Origin of the sequence: Arthrobacter sp. Rue61a (assembly GCF_000294695.2) — a bacterium.
Taxonomy (GTDB): Bacteria; Actinomycetota; Actinomycetes; order Actinomycetales; family Micrococcaceae; genus Arthrobacter; species Arthrobacter aurescens_A.
The window spans coordinates 3823344-3839593 of sequence record NC_018531.1; the positions used below are offsets into that span (position 1 = coordinate 3823344).

Consider the following 16250-nt stretch of genomic DNA (forward strand, 5'->3'; position numbering starts at 1 on the left):
ACTGGCGGCGGGCGGGCAATCGCGATGGGTGGACAAAGCTCCCCGCGGGAACCCGGTAGCGTTGGATTCATGCTCAACTTCTCCTCCACAAGGCGCCGCGCGGGCCTTGTTGCCATCACCACTGCGGCGCTGCTGGGAGTCTGCGGCTGCCAGGCACCGGTCAATATCGAAGATGCCGACGTTCCTGCCTGGAAGGAAAAGGTCCTCCCCGCGGCGAGTGGCGTGGTGTTGGAGGACTCCGGCAAGATCCTCAACCGGGACCCGTTGGTCAAGGAATCCGCGAATGTTCCGGCAGGAAGCTACACACTCACCATGGCGTGCGATGGGGGCGGCAAAGCGTACTTTGCAGTTTCTTCGGGCGGCAACAAGATCACGGACGCCGCCGCAGCATGCAATGGAAGCCTTGATGTGGTGAAGATCAAGGTTCCCGGAGCCGGTCCCCTCAGCATCTCGACGAGCAGCGTCGACGCTCCGCTGATTTTCGCCTACCACGTGGTTTCCGCGGCCGCCTAGGATTGCTCCGGCACCTGCCCGGATAGGCCTTCAGCCGGTGGCAGCACGGGCGTAAAGTCAGTGCATGGGCAGCAAGGCAGCTCGCTCGGTGATGCCACAGCGGCCGGCGAGGGCCGCCGTCGTCATCCTTGTTGTGCTGAGCGGCAGCCTGTCGGCCTGCGAATATACCTATGACGACGGCGGAAGGCCGGACGCCAGCCCTACTTCCACAGCCGGCGATGTGGTTCTCCCCCCGGATCCGGCACTGGAGGAGACCGTCACTGGCGAGGCGCTGGAAGAGTGGGCGAAGATGGCCTTGCCCGAGTCCCAGGGGCAGTCGTTTTACTCAAGCAACGGCTACCTCAACCCCGGCGAGTCCAAGTCCGAGCAAACGGTGCAGTTGCCGGGTGGGACGTACGCGGTGACACTGGCCTGCCGGGGCACCCGACGGGTGACATTCAAGGTGGCCTTGGGCGAGGCCGAGCTGGTTGACCTGACCCTTGGGTGCGCCAATGCCCGCGTGAGTGTGGTCCAGCTGGAGAAGGACGCCATACTGTCCATCACGGTGGGTTCCAGGTCGGACGCCAACTTCGCCTATCGGGTGAGCCGGCTCTGACTCGGATGTCAGGCGGCTTCGCAGCCTCCCGGGCAGCGGAGCGTTTCCGGGCTGGAGGCACATTCCCCGCAGTACAGGGTCAACGTACGGCAGCTGAGGTTTGAGCAGTTCTCGAATTTGTTGGTGGGCGCGGAACAGCGGACGCACTCACCGATGGTTTTTGCTTCCTCACTGAACTCGACGTGCATGCGCTTATCGAAAACGTACAGTGAGCCTTCCCAGAGACCTTTGTCCTTGAACGTCTCGCCGTAGCGGACGATCCCGCCATCCAACTGGTACACCTCTTTAAAGCCCCTGTTGACCATCAGGCTGGACAGCACTTCGCAGCGAATACCGCCCGTGCAGTAGGTGACAACGGGCTTGTCCTTGAGGGAGTCGTACTTGCCCGAATCGAGTTCCTTAATGAAATCGTGGGTGGTGTCCACGTCCGGGACGATTGCGTCCTTGAACTTGCCGATTTGGGCTTCGAACGCGTTGCGCCCGTCGAAGAACACTACGTCTTCGCCACTGGACTTTTTGGCATCCACCAGTGCGTGCAGTTCCTCGGGTTGGAGGTGCTTTCCGCCGCCCACCACGCCGTTGGCGTCCACCTTCAGCTCACCGGGCGCACCGAACGACACAATCTCATCGCGCACTTTGACGCTGAGGCGCGGAAAATCTGCGGCGCCTCCCTCGGACCACTTGAAGTCGATGTCGTGAAAACCCTTGTATTCACGTGTGGTCTTCACGTACTGCTTCATATTGTTGAGCTCGCCGCCCACCGTGGCGTTGATGCCGTCCTTCGAGATGAGGATCCGGCCTGTGAGGCCCAGTTTTTCGCACAGGGCACGCTGCCATAGACGCACGGCGTCGGGGTCGGCGATCGGGGTAAAGCCATAGAAGAGGACAATTCGGTTCAGAGCCACTATTAAAGGGTACTTGGTGCAGTAGAATCCGGTCGCTCGGGGTCGCTCGGGGCAGGGCAGCCAGCGGTAAGTCACAATTCCATAAGCAACCATCCCGGGGCTGACATGGCTCTGTTGCTTCATGGTGCGCTGGCATACTCTCTCTACATGAGTCCAGACGCCTTGGTTGAAGACATTGCGCACCTCTTGGAAGTCTGGGTAGCCGGTTGGTCCGGCTGCCGCGGCTATGAATCCCGCCAAGAGGGACGTTTCCCTGCCGCGCTTCGCGCCGACAAAACCGGTGATTGGGAGTATTTCGCCCATGACCCTTCGGATGAAGAGTTCGCCGCCCTGGCGGAGAAGACCGCAGAAGCCCCAACCCGGATCCTGACGGTCCTCACCAACGATGTCCAACGGTACAAGTACCTTGCTGAACAGCGCGGACTCACGGTGACGTCAGCCTCACAGACCATGATGATCGTGGACATGGAAACCCAGGATTCCGAGGACCCTTGGCTTCCTGACGATGACCTTGAACTTGCAACCTCGGAATCCAACGGCGTCCATCATGCGGTGGTTCACTCCGGTGAACGGGTTGCTGCCAGCGGCCGGGTCTACGTCGTCGACGGCACCGCTGTTTTTGACAAGATCGTCACTGAACCCGATTTCCAGCGCCGTGGCCTGGGAAGCTTCATCATGAAGGCCCTCGCGGCCCAAGCCTTTGCGCACGATGTTGAAAACGGACTGCTCCTGGCATCGCTGGACGGCCAAAAGCTCTACTCCCACTTGGGATGGGACGTGGTGTGCCACGTCCTCATGATGTCCAGCGGCACCGAAGGATCGGATCTGTCAGGAGCGTAGAAACTTCCGTTTAACAGCCAAGCCCGACGGCGGCGCTCCAGGGCGCCGCCGCTGGCGTGCCAGCACAGTGACAGAATGATTCGGTGGCTGCACCGAATTCCTTGATCTCCTTGCTGGGCCGGACACCGGACCCTGAGCAGTTGCGCCATGTCCACACCATCCCGGCCCGGAAGGCGGTCAACGAGCCCTGGCCCGACTGGGTCCACCCGGACGTTGTGGCAGCCTACGGTACCCTCGGCATCCACCAGCCGTACCGGCACCAGATCCAGGCGGCAGATCTGGCCCATTCCGGACAGCACGTAGTCATCGCCACCGGAACTGCCTCCGGAAAGTCACTCGCCTATCAACTGCCCGCGTTGGATGCGATACACCGTTCCGAGCTGCGGGTCCTGTCCGATCCCGGAAAGATCCACGACGACGGCGCAGTCACCCTCTACCTGTCCCCCACCAAGGCCTTGGCAGCAGACCAGCTCGCAGCGATCCGCTCGCTGAAGTTGCCTACTGTCCGGGCAGAAACATACGACGGCGATACCGACGTCTCGTCCCGGCGCTGGATCCGTGACCACGCCAATTTCATCCTGGCCAACCCGGACATGCTGCACTTCGGCATCCTCCCCAACCACACGTGGTGGGCCCGGTTCTTCCGACGGCTGCGCTATGTGATCGTTGACGAAGCACACAGTTACCGCGGTGTCTTCGGCTCGCATGTGGCCAACTTGATGCGGCGCCTCCGCCGGATCTGCGCTTATTACGGGGCGGGGACGTCCTTCCCCGAGCCGGTATTCATTGCAGCGTCCGCCACAGCTTCCGATCCCGGGGTCTCCTTTGGGCGGCTCATCGGCGCTCCCGTGCGTGAAGTTTCCGAAGACTGCTCTCCTCACGGCTCAACCACAGTGGCGTTCTGGGAGCCCGCCTTGACGGACGTCAAAGGTGAGAACGGCGCCAAGCAGCGGAGGACGGCCGTAGCTGAGACCGCGGACATCCTGGCCAACCTCGTTTCCTCGCGAGTAAGGACCATCGCATTCATCAAGTCGCGTCGCGGCGCCGAGTCCATTGCATCCATCACCAAGAGACTGCTGGACGAAGTGGATCCCAGCCTTCCCGGACGGGTGGCCGCATACCGTTCCGGATATTTGCCTGAGGAACGTCGGGCTTTGGAGCAGGCCTTGAGGTCCGGCCAGCTGCTGGGAGTCTCCAGCACATCCGCATTGGAACTCGGCATCGACATTTCGGGCCTGGATGCCGTACTGGTGGCAGGCTGGCCCGGCACACGGGCCTCGCTCTTTCAGCAGATTGGCCGCGCAGGGCGGGCGGGGCAGGACGCCATTGCCGCCTTCGTGGCCAGCGACGATCCTCTGGATACCTACCTGGTGAACCACCCGGAAGCCATCTTTGACGTTTCCGTGGAAGCAACCGTCTTTGATCCGGGCAACCCCTACGTCCTTGGCCCGCACTTATGCGCGGCGGCCGCCGAGTTGCCGATCGGACCTGCGGAACTCGATCTCTTCGGGCCTACAGCTGAGGGCCTTCTGGACCGCTTGGTGGTCCAGGGATACCTCCGAAAGCGGCCGGCTGGGTGGTTCTGGACCCACCCGGAGAGTGCTGCCGGGATGGTGAACCTCCGGGCGGACGGAGGTGGACCGGTGAGCATCGTCGACGCCGAGACCGGCTCCCTTCTGGGAACCATGGACTCGCCACAAACCCACTATCAGGCCCACACGGGTGCCATCTATGTCCACCAAGGCGACAGCTACCTGGTGGAAGACCTCAACGAAGCCGATCACTGCGTCATGGTGCGCCGGGTAAATCCGGACTTCTACACCACGGCACGGGATGTGACCCAGATCGAAGTCCTTGAAACGTCCCGCTCGGTCCAGTGGGGTGACATCACCGTGCATTTCGGCGACGTCAAAGTAACTACCCAGGTGGTCTCCTTTCAGCGCAAGGCCTTGATTTCGAACGAGATCCTCGGGGAGGAACCTCTCGATTTGGGAGCCCGGGACCTGTTTACCAAAGCCGTCTGGTTCGTGGTGGACAACCGGTCGCTGCACGGAGCCGGATTGGTGGAAGCGGAGTTCCCCGGTGCGCTGCATGCGGCCGAACATGCTGCCATAGGGCTCCTCCCCCTGGTGGCATCCAGTGACCGCTGGGACATCGGTGGCGTCTCAACAGCACTGCATGCCGACACCGGCGTGCCAACCATCTTTGTTTACGACGGCCATCCCGGTGGTGCCGGTTTCGCTGAGCGGGGCTTTGAGAAAGCCAAGATATGGCTGACTGCCACCCGCGAAGCCATCAAGGCCTGCGAGTGTGATGCCGGCTGTCCGTCCTGTGTTCAGTCCCCTAAATGCGGCAACAAGAACAACCCCTTGGACAAGGCAGCCGCCATCACGCTCCTGGACGTCTTGTTGAAGGACGCCAGCTAGATTCCCTGGCACCAACCCGTCCTGCACGAAGCCGGTGTGCCTGGCCTTGCTACGGAGGAGGTCCCGCCCGGGAGTGTCCGGTGGCGACGCCCCACTGGAAGGGATGTGCCAGCTCAGTGCCGACCTCCACCACGTCCCCGCCTGCTACCGCGCAGGACGTGAGCTTCGCATCGTGCTTCCCGGCCACGCCTGCTGCCACGGCACATGGGTCACCGGAGGTCAGGCCGCGGGCAGCATCTGCTCCGGCAAGAGCTGCAAGGTCAGCCGCCGACGCGGCCCGGGATGCCATCACGCCAGCCTGTGCCAGGAGAAGCAGTCCAAGGAGCAGCACCATCACCACCGCCCCCAATGCCAGGGCGAGCACGGTTCCGGATCCTCGCTCACGCTGGGTGTTTTTCCGGAACTTTCTCACGGGGTACCCGATTCTACCGGCGCTGACGCCGAGGCGCTCAGAGTCCATGGGACCAACGGGCCTAAGGCTCCGCCTACTGGTGCCGAAGCAGTTACTGTCAGCCACTCGCCGTCGTTCGTCAGCGACGAGCTGACGCCCTCCCCGGCAAGTCGCTTGACGATGCCTTCCACAGAGCTGGAAGTCTCACCCCTGGCCGATGCGCGCGCCCCCGCCCTCGCCGCTTCCTCCAACCGCAGTTGGGTAATACCCGCGGCGCCGCCTGCCAGCAGGAATGCCAGGAGCAACACAACGGCCGGCAAGGCGACGGTGAACTCCGCAGTGACAGCGCCCCGTTCCGTTTCATTCCGGGACGTTCTCCCGCGGGCAGGCAGCGCTTCCGTCATGGCAAGGACAAGGCCGTACGGATCAGGTTGAGCAGGAAGCCGCGGACCTCCTCACTCCGAAGGATGACCACAAGCAGGCCCGCGAGCCCAACAGCGGCAAGGGTGGCGATTGCGTACTCGGCGGTGGCCATGCCCGCTTCAGAGCCGATGAGCCTTGTCCTTGCCCAGAAGCCATCGTCCGTAAGTGGCCCGTCCTCGGACTCCTCAAGATCGTCAAATCCCAGTTGGAACTGCCCGATTTCGTCCTCGAGATCGAATCGCTCGAGGTCGTCATGTTCAAGCTCGTACTCGGAGAGCTCATACTGCCGGGTTGTCACCGGTTCAGCGGAGGGAGCCTTCGGGACTACAACGGGAGCCGGTCGATCCCGGGGCATATCACCGAGAACGTCAGGAAGCGCAGTGGACAATGTTTTCATGGTGGGTTCCTTTCAAGAGTGGCGGCGGGTCTGCCGACAGACTCGACTCTTCCGTGACTTGGAGTGGCCCGGAATATGGCGATTCCAGCAAGTGGATAACCCCGCCTTTCCGGCCCGATGTGGAGGGAAAGATGTGGCTATGGAAGCACCGAGTCTTCAGCACGAAACGCCCGGCACTGGATGTACCGGGCGTTTCTGAAACGTTCCTCTCCGCCCTTCAGGTATCTCTTATCTCTGCGCATTTCAGCCTGAGGGGAGCATGGCGATCAGGACGGGGACGATGCCGAGGCAGATGAACGCCGGAAGGGAGCAGAGACCCAAAGGAACCACAAGCTTCACGCCCAAGGCAGCCGCCCGCTTCTCCGCGGCCCGGAACTGCTCTCGCCGTTCCCTCGCAGCCTGTGCATAGAGGATGGAAGCCGACGGCGCACCCGTCAGGGCTGCGAAGGCCAAAGCATCCTTGAGGCGGACCACTTCGGGCGGTTGCCTGGTGGGCGTCCGCCAGGCAGTCTCCCAGTCGGCACCAATGGCCAGTGCGGCAACAACGGGTCGGAGCGATTGCCTGATGGGGGGTGAGGCACACTTTGCGATAAGTTCCAGGGCCCGCCCGATTCCAGCTCCGGCGTCGAGCATCGAGGCCACCAACTCCAGCATCATTGCCGTATCGCGAAGTCCGTCAGTCACTACGTCAGGGGTTGATCCGGATGGCTCGTGAAGCGGTTCAGCGTCCATGGTCCGAGGATGCAACGGCTGCAAACGCGCTCTCATCCGCGAGGGTGGCGCGAAGGTGAGGATGGCGGCCAGCGCCATGACCGCGATCATCAACAGCACCGGGGCTCCGGACATCAGTGGCCTCCAGCAGCAGAAGCAACCAGCCGCGAGGACCAAATCCGGCCCGCCACTGTCAGGAGGAGTCCGGCCGCGAACGTGGCGACACCCAGGAAGTTGTTCAGCAAGATCCCCAAAGGATCCACGCCCAGGGCCATCCCCAGTCCGAGCCCGAATACCGGGAGCCACGACAACAGCCGAACAGTAGCCTTGGGACCTGCGAGCGCCGTCTGACGAGCAGCCTCGGAGTCTTCTTCGGCTTCCAGTTGGGCTGCGAATCGGGTGAGGACATCGGCCAACGGACAACCGCTGGTCTCGGCGATGTCCAAGCACGCGGCCAATTCCATCCAGACGCGACGCTCAGAACTTTGGCGTGGCGAATAGACCTTTGCGGCCGCGCCACGGATGGCTTCTGCAGGAGAGTTTCCCACGGTGGACGCTGCCCGCGCTGCCGCAAGTACTTCCAGCGACCCACGGGACAACCCGGCGTTCCCTTTCTCCGGTGCCGCACCCGCCCCCGTGCCCGCGCCCGCTGCCGCACCCGCACCACTGGCCGTGATGTGCGGTGAACCATGGACAAGCCACAGCTCTTCCCACAACCGGGAAGTTCCCCGTCCTCCGCGCAGGAGTGCCGCGAGCTGTTGCACCAGCACCACAAGCGACAACGGCTCAATCCGGTGTCGCCGATGTGAACGTCCAGGCCACACTCCCACAAGAGCTTGGGTGCCTCTCATCCGGCCCGTCGGCTCCCCTAGATTCGTCCGAAGACGTCGGCTGCTGTCCCGATGGCCGCTTAATTGCAGCCAGGCTGCGAGCGCCACAAGAAGGACAAAGACACCTGTCACGGGGCGACCCCGTTGCTGTGCCTTCCCATTGGAAGTGACCCGGGGCCAACTGTCGGCTCACCTGCCGGCGCTTCCCTTTCCTGGGGCGCCTCGTCCACCTCAAACGGTTCCAGAGCAAGCCGGGAGGCGAGTTCGGGCCATGCTGGTCCATATGTCATTCCTGACACGCTCGAGCTAAGGGCAGGAACCACTTTCTGGCCCTCCCGAATATCGGTCACTACACCGATGGATGCCACTTTCCGTCCCGCCGAGGTTCTGTCCACGTGAATCACGACGTCCAGCGCACTGGAGACCTGCAACCGCACGGCTTCGGCGCTGAGGCCTGCCAAGGCGCCGAGAGCCACCAATCGCGCCGGCACAGCCGCGGCAGTGTTGGCGTGGATCGTGCCACCGCCGCCCGTGTGGCCAGTGTTGAGTGCGGTCAGCAATTCGCGGACTTCAGCGCCACGGCATTCTCCTACGATCAGTCTGTCGGGCCGCATCCGCAGGGCTTGCCGAACCAGCTCTCCCAGGTCCAGTGCCCCTCCACCCTCTAGGTTTCCGTGTCGCGACTCCAGCGTCACTACATGCGGATGGACGGGGTTGAGTTCGGCGGCGTCCTCTATGAGCACTAAGCGCTCCGCCGGATGGCTCAACCCGAGCATGGTGGAGAGCAGGGTGGTCTTCCCTGAGCCCGTAGCACCGCTGATGAGGAAGCTCAGTTTGCACGCCATGATGGCCCGGAGAATCGACTCGACATGCTCCGGGAACATGCCACTTTTCCTCAACTCGGTGAGAGTGAATACCTCTTCCCGGCGGATACGGATGGACAGCAGGGTCCCTGCTGTCGATATGGGCGCGAGGACTGCGTGCACCCGATAGCCGCCGTTGAGTCGGACATCCACGCAGGGGGAACCGTCGTCCAATCGCCTGCCTCCGGCCGAAACCAAGCGGGTGGCCAGCGACCTGATCTGCTGCTCAGATTCGAAGTGAACAGATGCACGTTCCAAGCCATTCCCGCGGTCCAACCAGACCGAGTCGGGGCCGTTGACAAAGATGTCAGTGACGGCAGGATCCTGGGCGAGCTGCTGGAGGGGTCCCAGTCCATTCAGTTCCGCGTTGATGGTTTCCGCAGCCTCCAACGCTCCGGCGGTACCCAATAATCTGCCGCTGGCCTGCACTGCCGCTGCGACGGTAGACGGTGTTACGGGTCCGCTCCCTGCGAGCACTGATTCCCGCACCGTCTCAAGAAGGAGAGAGTCCAGCTTGCGGCCCTGACTGCGGCGGGTTACCTCGGCGAAGCGGCTCATTGGGTGGCGCCGTTCAGCTCAAGCACAGAACTTGCGAAACGGCGGACTGGTTTCCGGCGTCCCAGTTCCAGCAGTCGTCCAAGTTCGGTCCCGGCCGCCACGCCGCGCATCTCAGGGAGAACGCCCAGCAGCGGCAATCCCAGTGTCTCGGCGATCAGAGGCGCATCCACGGACGTGGTGCCGGTTCCGCGGACCAGGAGTCCGGCATCAACGGGCGGGAGTTCGTTGAGGACGCGCGCTGCTGCTACCGCGGATTTGAGGTGGGCCATGGTCAGCAGCAGAATCCTGTCGCAGTCCCATGCGAGCGTCCCGAGTCCCTCCCCACTGCGTCCGATGTCCACCAGGATGAGTTCGAAGCTCCGGCGTGCGGCGTCAACCACGGCAGCTACGGCGTCAGCCGCTGGAATCTGGACCGATTCGCGGGTTCCGGGCCACGACAGGTAGGCGAAGCCGCCAGCCATGGGCAGCGAATCCCGGAACTGGGACGGATCAATGCTGCCGCGGGTTTCGGCGAAGTCCGGCCACCGGAGTCCAGGAATCTCGTCAGCCGTAACTGCGAGTTCAAGACCTCCACCCCAGCGGTCACCGTCGATGAGGACGGTGCTGACGCCATGCCCGGCCGCAGCTTGGGCAAGCCAGATTGCCGTGGTGGTAGCTCCTGCCCCGCCGCTGCCTCCGATGATCCCCATGACCGCGCCTCCGGGGTCAGGGGAACCGGACATGCTGAGGTGTTCGGCCAGCCAGGCGGCGGCCTCGGGCAGGACAGCCACCCGCTCAGCCCCCAGCGCCGCGGCTAAACGCCATAACCCATCACTTTCAGAGGCTTTGCCCAGCAACACTGTGGGAGCCCTCCGCCTCGGCGGCAGCTCACGAATATCGCTGCCCACCAAAACGACATCGGCGGTATCCCACCCATGGACGGCGTCCGCCACCTCCAGAGCCGTTCTCAGGCTTCCGCCTGCAGCGGCGACTATCCGCTTGGCCTCCTCCTGAAGGTAGGGGTCGCCGGAAACGAGCAAGATCCCAACGGCATCACGTGGCACCCAGGATCCGTCCGCGTCCCCTTGAACTGCTCCCTTGGTGCTCTGCCTGTGTTGCTTGCTGCCTTGCCTATGCCGACGATCTCGCTTGCTCATGGCATCCACACTGTTCGAGTCGGCCGGGCAAGATAAGGCACGGATTCCCCTATGTGCACAACACGCGGTGCCGGCGTAGCTGTGGAGGAACAGTCGCTCCACGCCAAAGCCACGCCGCAGAGGCCACAACAACGCCGGCGCATCACACCATGCCTCCGCACAGGGCAGAATGGACACCATGTATTTGCTGCTCGCCGCCCACCAGGACGGCGCAGCCATACAAAGGATCTCCCCCGCCGGAAAAGCTACCGCTGACGCCCGCGTCGTTACGCGCGGTGAGTTGCCCGGCGTCGTGCGCGACCTCGAAGTCCAGCGGCCCCGCTGGGTGTGGCACCGCGCCCAAGACTGGTGTTCCGAACTGCTGACCCATGGCATAGAGCTGGAGCGTTGCCACGACCTGGCGCTATGCGGGGCTATTCTGGCCCACTCGGAATTCACGGCCCACACGGACTATGCCAAGCATGCCGTCAAGCTCACGCAGGACGACGACTCAACACCGCCCCGTGTCCTCCAGCCACCGCCACCGCCCGCGGATCAAGGCGCGCTCTTCGAGGACCTTGCACCGTCGAATCCCAAAGCGGGGCTGGCTGAACTCAGGGAGGAATTCGCGGCCCAGCAGCACGCGGTTTCACAAGTCACAACAGAACATCAGCAAAGGCAACGCCTTCAGCTGCTCCTCGCTGCCGAATCGGCCTGCGCCATCATCGCCGTCGAGATGCAACACGCGGGCGTCCCTTGGCGCGAAGAGCTGCATCAACAGATCCTTGCCGATGTCCTGGGTCCCAGGCCGCCGCTCGGGCATCGGCCACCGGCGTTGGAGGCTCTCTGCGCCGAGCTCAGGAACATCCTCAACTCCCCCAGCCTGAATCCGGACTCCCCGCAGGACCTCATGCGTGCTTTGCACCGCAACGGGATCGAGGTGAAAAGCACCCGGCAATGGGAGCTTCAGGAGTCGAAGCACCCGGCAATCCAGCCGCTGCTCGCCTACAAGAAGCTCTCCCGCCTGCACACCGCCAACGGTTGGTCCTGGTTGGACGCATGGGTCCGTGATGGCCGGTTCCATCCCGAGTATGTGGTGGGTGGGGTGGTGTCCGGCCGTTGGGCTTCGCGGGGCGGCGGGGCACTGCAGATCCCGCGCAACATCCGGGCAGCGGTCCACTCGGATCCGGGTCACAAGCTCATTGTCGCCGATGCCTCGCAGCTGGAGCCGAGGGTCCTCGTGGCACTGGCCCAGGACACGAAAATGGCAGAGGCAGCACGCGACAAGGACCTGTACGCCGGTATCGCAGCCCAAGGTTTTGGCGGTGACCGCGCCAAGGCAAAGATCGCGTTGCTGGGCGCTATCTACGGCGCTACGACGGGCGAGTCGGGCCGGCTCATGCCGCAGCTGACGCGCACTTACCCACGCGCCGTCGGATTCGTGGAACAGGCAGCTCGTGAGGGCGAAGCGGGCCGCACAGTAACCACTCGGCTGGGCAGAAGCAGCCCGCCGCCGTCGGCGGGCTGGCTGCGGAGCCAGCAATCCACCACCGCCGAAGAACAACGGCGCGCCGATAATCTGGCCCGGTCGCGGGGCCGGTTCACGCGCAACTTCGTGGTCCAAGGCTCGGCTGCTGAGTGGGCGGCATGCTGGCTTGCGGAATTACGACGTCGGCTCCGTGCCTTGCGCGCCGAAGGCTCAGCTGCCGGGGAACTCGTCTTCTTCCTGCACGACGAAGTGATGGTTCACGCTCCCGATGACGCCGTGGACGCCTGCATCAGCGCCATCGAAGAAGCGGCGACAGCGGCGAAGGAACTCATGTTCGGGCGGATACCAGTGGAGTTTCCGGTGAGTGTGGCCGTCGTCGATTCCTATGACAAGGCGAAGTAGCCGGAACATAGCCGGAAGCGGCGGGACTATCCAGTCACATCTCGCCATATGAGCCGGGATGACCCGCCAATGACCGGTACCGCCAAGTAACTTTTGAATGGTCCCCGGTTCTGGATACTTTCGCTATGTGGATAGTTTTGTCGGTCCACATAGTGTGCAAGGACGCATTAAGGGGGAAGCATTTTCGATGGCTGGCAGGTTTGAAATTCTCAAGGACAACGACGAAGGATACCGGTTCCGCCTGACGGCGGCCGACGGAACCCTCGTGGCCGAATCACCCACATTTACACACCTCGAGGGCGTGATTGCCGGGATCAACGCCGTGCGGGAAAACGCCGCAACAGGACTGATCGTGGACCGTTCGACGGCGGCGCGCAAGGCGGCATAGGCGCTCCCCAACGCGGCGTACCAGTGAGGCAAAGAACCAGTGAGGCAAGGACCCGACTAAAGGTCGATGTCTCAAAGGTCGATGTCGCGCAGCTTGTCCTTGTCCCAAGGTACGGTCCAGCCCAATTCGTCGAAGAGGCCGCTAAGGACCATCCCCGTGAAGCCCCACACCAGCACTCCATTTACGGTGAAGCCCGGGCTTGTGTATGTGCGGCCGAACCGCGAAATGGTGGCAGTGACACGGTTGACGGGATCCAGAAGGTCGCGAACCGGCACTCTGAAGACCTGCGCAGATTCGGCGTAGTCCACTACGCGCACCGGTGACGGGGCATCCCACCATGCCAGCACCGGCGTCACACGGAAGTTGCTCCGGATGAGGCCAAGTTCCGGGATGACTCCGAGAACCCGGACACCACCAGCATCCAGGCCGGTTTCTTCCACGGCTTCGCGAAGCGCCGCGGCCACCACAGACTCGTCTTCGGGGTCCACGCTGCCGCCCGGGAACGCTACCTGACCCGGATGGTCATCAAGGGTGTGTGCCCGTTCCAGCAACAAGACATCGAGGTCCGCCGGCGCGATAGGACGCCCGGATTCGGCAGGGACGTTGTCCAGCACGCCGAAAAGCATGAGGACCGCCGCAGCCCGGTTGGTTTCGGGGGTGACGGGAAGCTTCTCCCAGAGGGCCGAGTGCTGCTGCTGACCGTCTTCAAAGCGGGTTACCAGTGCGGACAGTTCCTCCAGCGCGGTCACCCGGGCCTCCTTTGCGATTCCATGCGGATCTCCGCTGCCCTGTGCGTCTCGGCCAGGAGCTGTTCCAGCAAAGCTTCGTTTCCCGGCGCGAGCTCATACTTCAGCAGCTTGGCCGCCTTGACGGGGTCCGTCTCGCCCTCGCCGTAGCTCGGGCAGAGGCTCGCCACCGGACAAGCACCGCAGGCAGGCTTCCTGGAATGGCAGACCCTCCGCCCATGGAACACCACTCGGTGGGAGAGCATGGTCCAGTCCCGGGGTTCAAATAAGTCGGCGACGTCGAACTCGATCTTCACCGGATCGTCCGAAGCCGTCCACCCAAAACGGCGGGCAAGCCGGCCGAAATGCGTATCCACTGTGATCCCGGGAACGCCGAACGCATTGCCCAAAACCACGTTTGCGGTCTTGCGCCCGACGCCCGGGAGCGTCACCAGGTCTTCAAGACGTCCAGGGACCACGCCGTCGAACTCATCCACAAGCCGTGTGCTGAGTGCCAGGACGTTCCGCGCCTTAGCCCTGAAGAAGCCCGTCGGCTGGAGTATTGTCTCCAACTCGAGGGGATCCGCCTCAGCCATGGCGCGGGCATCCGGGTAGCGGGCAAACAGGATCTTGGTGACCTGGTTGACCAGCACATCAGTGGTTTGGGCCGACAGGACCGTGGCCACCACCAGCTCAAAAGGGTTCCTGAAATCAAGCTCCGCATGAGCGTAGGGATACTTTTCAGCGAGAACCCTGTTGATTTTGCGCGCCCGGCGTTTGAGCGCGAGCAGCGAACCAGCTTCAGCGATGGCCACGGCGTCCCTGCCTAGCCGCGTTCGATGTTGCTGAGCTCCCGAAGAACCCCGACCTTGCCGTCGGTGTCCTGGACCAGGAATTCATGGCCGCGGTCCTCCAGCGCCAAGACCCATCCACCGGGTTCGATGGTGAAGGCGGGAGCTCCGCTGTGCTCGTCATAGGCAGTCCGGGGCTGGGCGACGGCGAACCAGAAGGCCTCATACTGGGGAGAATCGGATTCTTCCGGACGGCTGGCCGGGTCCACGGTAGCGCCGATCGAGTCGCTGACCCTCCGTGTGTCACCGGAAACTATGGGCGTTGCCATGGTGGCAGCCCACGGCTGTTGGGCCGCGGCAGCCGGCTGCGCAGCGTGCTGAGTGGTGGCGGGCTGTGCAGCGTGCTGCGTGGTGGCCGGTTCGGTTGCAGAACTCGGGGCGTCCTTTGCCCCCGATTCTTCAGCGGGCTCGGCCCGCTCAGGGGAAGGCACGGCGGGTGAGGCACCTGCACCCGAAGGCGCAGGAGCGGTTTCACGACCAGCGATCGCAGCACCAGCGGTCGCAGGGCCCGCAGTTTCAGGGCCAGCGGTGTCGGCAGGCTTGGCGTCAGCTGAATGCACGACGGCGGGTGCTTCGGTTGCCGGCGACGGCGTGGTTCCGTAGCTGGCCGGCGGAGCGAAGGGGCTGGCGCCTGCAACGGCACCCGCACCGGTTGCGGCACCGGCACCTGCGGGGCCACCCGCACCGGGAGCACCAGTGGAGGCTGCTGCCGCAGCTGTACCAGGAACATGCGCGCCCGGAGCCTGAGCGGCAGGAACGTGAGCGGCCGGAGCCTGGTATCCGTGCGCCGCCCCTTGGAATCCGGGCGTTGAACCGGCTGTGTCGGATGGCTTCGGCGTTTTGGGGGCCTTAGGTTCTTTGGGAGCAGCCGGTTTGCGGCTGGGCACAGCTGCCTCGCGCGCAACATTGTGCGCGGGCGTTTCAGCACGGCCCTTGAAATCGGCGGAAAGCCACGGAAGATGCGGGGCCAGGACCGTCGCGGCCAGCAGGCCTACAGAACCGACCAAACCCAACAGGACGCTGCCATTGAACGAGTTGGCAATGGTGAGGAAGAACAGAGGGAAGGCGAACGAGGCCGTGACGGACGCGAACTGGTCAACGGACAGCGAGCCAATACGGATGACCGTCCCCGGCTGCAGCCTGCGGGCAACGAAGAGTGCCACCACAACCAGCGGCAGCAGGATTCCCAGCAGCAGGAAGAACAGGTTTCCAAGGTTCCAGAGGTTGTAAAGTTCCCCGAACATCGGCAGAAGCGAGGCCACGAACATCAGGAGCGTGGAGCCGAAAACAGTAAGGTCCCGGATGGTGAAAGGCCCGGCGACGGCGTCATACCTACCAGCGTCGTTCTTGGATGCGTCGTTCATGACAGGAGCTCCGGACGTACCCGGCGCAGGCTTCCCGGCAGCGGTACCACCCGCAGCTGCAGCCGTTCCAGCCGCGGTGTCCGGTCCCGTCGGCAATGAGTCGTGCGGGCCTGGGCTCAGCTGGTTCATCTATTTCTCCTTCGTACGGCGGCGTCTTGGACAGTCCGGCCCGGTGACCTCCGCGGGATTCCGCCGAGAACCGGACACGCCAGAAGTGCGTCCCAAGACTTATTCAGCCTATGCCACCCCACTGACAGGGTTCTAGCTGAAAACGGCCTTACAGCTTCGCCCACAGCAAACTCCAAGGTTCCTTACAGAGATGGCCCGCGGTCGCCACCCCCGCAGCGGCTGGCGCGGGCCGCCGTCGTCGTCATGTAAACGGTTCCTAGCCGCCCCGGACGCCATTCGTCGCTAAATCCGCGCCGCTCGCTGCCGGCTTTGTGATGACGCACACGTAGGACCTC

At 63.5% G+C, this 16250-nt stretch carries 17 protein-coding genes; 6 read left to right on the forward strand and 11 right to left on the reverse strand.

Going from position 1 to position 16250, the window contains the following annotated elements; genetic code table 11:
• Positions 1-69: 69 nt before the first annotated feature.
• Together ARUE_RS17365 and ARUE_RS17370 are read left to right on the forward strand one after the other, a co-directional pair.
• Complete coding sequence (locus tag ARUE_RS17365; protein WP_167532111.1) at positions 70-513, forward strand: DUF6023 family protein; 444 nt, start codon at positions 70-72, stop codon at positions 511-513.
• A 64-nt stretch (positions 514-577) separates the two neighbouring features.
• Complete coding sequence (locus ARUE_RS17370) at positions 578-1108, forward strand: DUF6023 family protein (RefSeq protein ID WP_014922675.1); 531 nt, start codon at positions 578-580, stop codon at positions 1106-1108.
• An 8-nt stretch (positions 1109-1116) separates the two neighbouring features.
• Here the strand turns inward: ARUE_RS17370 and trhO are convergent, their stop codons facing one another.
• Positions 1117-2013 carry an oxygen-dependent tRNA uridine(34) hydroxylase TrhO gene (gene trhO / locus ARUE_RS17375; protein WP_014922676.1) on the reverse strand — a complete coding sequence of 299 codons (897 nt, stop codon included), beginning with the start codon at positions 2011-2013 and terminating at the stop codon, positions 1117-1119.
• A gap of 147 nt (positions 2014-2160) precedes the next feature.
• Here trhO and ARUE_RS17380 point away from each other — a divergent pair, with 147 nt between their 5' ends.
• Together ARUE_RS17380 and ARUE_RS17385 are read left to right on the forward strand one after the other, a co-directional pair.
• A complete protein-coding gene (locus tag ARUE_RS17380; protein ID WP_043471474.1) occupies positions 2161-2853 on the forward strand; it encodes a GNAT family N-acetyltransferase in 693 nt (230 codons plus the stop codon).
• A gap of 83 nt (positions 2854-2936) precedes the next feature.
• Complete coding sequence (locus tag ARUE_RS17385; RefSeq protein WP_011775963.1) at positions 2937-5279, forward strand: DEAD/DEAH box helicase; 2343 nt, start codon at positions 2937-2939, stop codon at positions 5277-5279.
• A gap of 49 nt (positions 5280-5328) precedes the next feature.
• On the opposite strand, the gene ARUE_RS17390 is transcribed toward ARUE_RS17385, so the two are convergent.
• The 7 genes from ARUE_RS17390 to ssd all read right to left on the reverse strand — a co-directional run bounded on the left by ARUE_RS17390 (position 5329) and on the right by ssd (position 10588).
• On the reverse strand, positions 5329-5691 hold the full coding sequence (locus ARUE_RS17390) for an Rv3654c family TadE-like protein (RefSeq protein WP_014922677.1): 363 nt from the start codon (positions 5689-5691) through the stop codon (positions 5329-5331).
• On the reverse strand, positions 5688-6074 hold the full coding sequence (locus ARUE_RS17395) for a TadE family type IV pilus minor pilin (RefSeq protein WP_014922678.1): 387 nt from the start codon (positions 6072-6074) through the stop codon (positions 5688-5690). Before ARUE_RS17395 ends, ARUE_RS17390 begins: the two co-directional genes overlap by 4 nt.
• Entirely contained in the window at positions 6071-6490 is a 420-nt protein-coding gene (locus ARUE_RS17400; protein WP_014922679.1) for a DUF4244 domain-containing protein, read from the reverse strand. Before ARUE_RS17400 ends, ARUE_RS17395 begins: the two co-directional genes overlap by 4 nt.
• 243 nt (positions 6491-6733) lie before the next feature.
• Positions 6734-7336, reverse strand: a complete 603-nt coding sequence (locus ARUE_RS17405) for a type II secretion system F family protein (RefSeq protein ID WP_014922680.1) — start codon at positions 7334-7336, stop codon at positions 6734-6736.
• The gene (locus ARUE_RS17410; protein ID WP_043470638.1) at positions 7336-8163 is read right to left on the reverse strand and encodes a type II secretion system F family protein; all 828 of its coding nucleotides are present in this window, start codon (positions 8161-8163) and stop codon (positions 7336-7338) included. Before ARUE_RS17410 ends, ARUE_RS17405 begins: the two co-directional genes overlap by 1 nt.
• Positions 8160-9452, reverse strand: a complete 1293-nt coding sequence (locus ARUE_RS17415) for a TadA family conjugal transfer-associated ATPase (protein WP_014922682.1) — start codon at positions 9450-9452, stop codon at positions 8160-8162. Before ARUE_RS17415 ends, ARUE_RS17410 begins: the two co-directional genes overlap by 4 nt.
• Positions 9449-10588: a septum site-determining protein Ssd gene (gene ssd / locus ARUE_RS17420; RefSeq protein ID WP_286139796.1), complete on the reverse strand. Its 1140-nt coding sequence runs from the start codon at positions 10586-10588 to the stop codon at positions 9449-9451. The genes ARUE_RS17415 and ssd overlap by 4 nt, the downstream gene beginning before the upstream one ends.
• A gap of 178 nt (positions 10589-10766) precedes the next feature.
• Between ssd and ARUE_RS17425 the strand changes: the two genes are divergently transcribed.
• Positions 10767-12458 (forward strand): bifunctional 3'-5' exonuclease/DNA polymerase, encoded by a 1692-nt coding sequence (locus ARUE_RS17425; RefSeq protein WP_043470640.1) that lies wholly within the window; start codon positions 10767-10769, stop codon positions 12456-12458.
• A 187-nt stretch (positions 12459-12645) separates the two neighbouring features.
• Positions 12646-12846 carry a YegP family protein gene (locus ARUE_RS17430; protein ID WP_187329898.1) on the forward strand — a complete coding sequence of 67 codons (201 nt, stop codon included), beginning with the start codon at positions 12646-12648 and terminating at the stop codon, positions 12844-12846.
• 71 nt (positions 12847-12917) lie between these two features.
• Here ARUE_RS17430 and ARUE_RS17435 read toward each other — a convergent pair whose 3' ends face one another.
• Genes ARUE_RS17435 through ARUE_RS17445 form a run of 3 tightly spaced genes read right to left on the reverse strand, consistent with a single transcriptional unit; the run spans position 12918 to position 15915 of the window.
• Positions 12918-13595, reverse strand: coding sequence for an NUDIX hydrolase (locus ARUE_RS17435; RefSeq protein ID WP_014922685.1), 678 nt, complete (start codon positions 13593-13595; stop codon positions 12918-12920).
• The gene (gene nth / locus ARUE_RS17440; RefSeq protein ID WP_011775973.1) at positions 13592-14386 is read right to left on the reverse strand and encodes an endonuclease III; all 795 of its coding nucleotides are present in this window, start codon (positions 14384-14386) and stop codon (positions 13592-13594) included. Before nth ends, ARUE_RS17435 begins: the two co-directional genes overlap by 4 nt.
• A gap of 11 nt (positions 14387-14397) precedes the next feature.
• Positions 14398-15915, reverse strand: a complete 1518-nt coding sequence (locus ARUE_RS17445; protein WP_011775974.1) for a hypothetical protein — start codon at positions 15913-15915, stop codon at positions 14398-14400.
• Positions 15916-16250 lie beyond the last annotated feature (335 nt).